At 42.9% G+C, this 896-nt stretch carries 1 pseudogene; it reads left to right on the forward strand.

Annotated features, from left to right (window positions below):
• Nucleotides 1–270: 270 nt before the first annotated feature.
• Nucleotides 271–765, forward strand: a pseudogene (locus BBG47_RS28220) (site-specific integrase); the annotation flags it as partial.
• Nucleotides 766–896 lie beyond the last annotated feature (131 nt).

Consider the following 896-nt stretch of genomic DNA (forward strand, 5'->3'; position numbering starts at 1 on the left):
TAAAGAGCTTACCTATGTGATCCCTGTTGTATCACACTGATATGATTGAGTATACCGTCCGACCATCACCACGCAGTTTCGCTCCAGCCGATTGCAATTGTGACGCTCCGCTGCCGTCCAAGAAAATGCCATGGACAAGTGTACCGCTGCCAATCTTTTGCTTTATGGCCGTCCGGAATTCCGAAGCAGTGCATGGCGTGTTTGTGACTACCATCCAAAGATTCAGAGACGATCCATATACTAGCGCTGTTCGGTATGTTTTGCCGGCCAGATTTTAAGAATAAAACAATCTCCATTGACGAGACCTTAGACTTTACTGCGAAGGAAAAAAGTGAACTGTTTGGGGACACCAAAACATTCCGCTCTACACGCGTAATCTCTATAAGCCAGTCATTAGTGAACGATCTACGTTACCATATGAATTGGCAAAATCAAAACAAGCTTGTATTGGTGGACGTATATCATCACGATCTTAATTTGGTACTATGTCGGGAAGACGGAAATTTCATGCCAAAATCATCACTCTTCAATGCGTTCTCAAGAATTCTGAAGCGTGCAGAATTAAAACCATTGCCAATACATTCTTTACGCCACACCCATGCCGTAATATTGCTAGAAAGCGGAGCCGATATGAAATATGTCCAAGAGCGGCTTGGACATGGAAGTATTCAGATAACTTCTGACGTGTACGCACACGTATCCAAAAAACTTGAGGCCATGAATATGGACAAGTTTGAGGATCACCTTAAAAACATTCTCGAATAAATTTGTGGGTGTTTTGTGGGTGCTATCTCCCCTATCCTCCCACGTCTCATTTCACCCACAAAAATAAAAAACCCCAGAAGCCTTGCGGCTCTAGGGTTTAAATGAATTAGTATAATGTCATGTATTGATCG

It is taken from the genome of Paenibacillus sp. KS1 (assembly GCF_001680695.1).
GTDB classification, from domain to species: Bacteria; Bacillota; Bacilli; order Paenibacillales; family Paenibacillaceae; genus Paenibacillus_B; species Paenibacillus_B suaedae.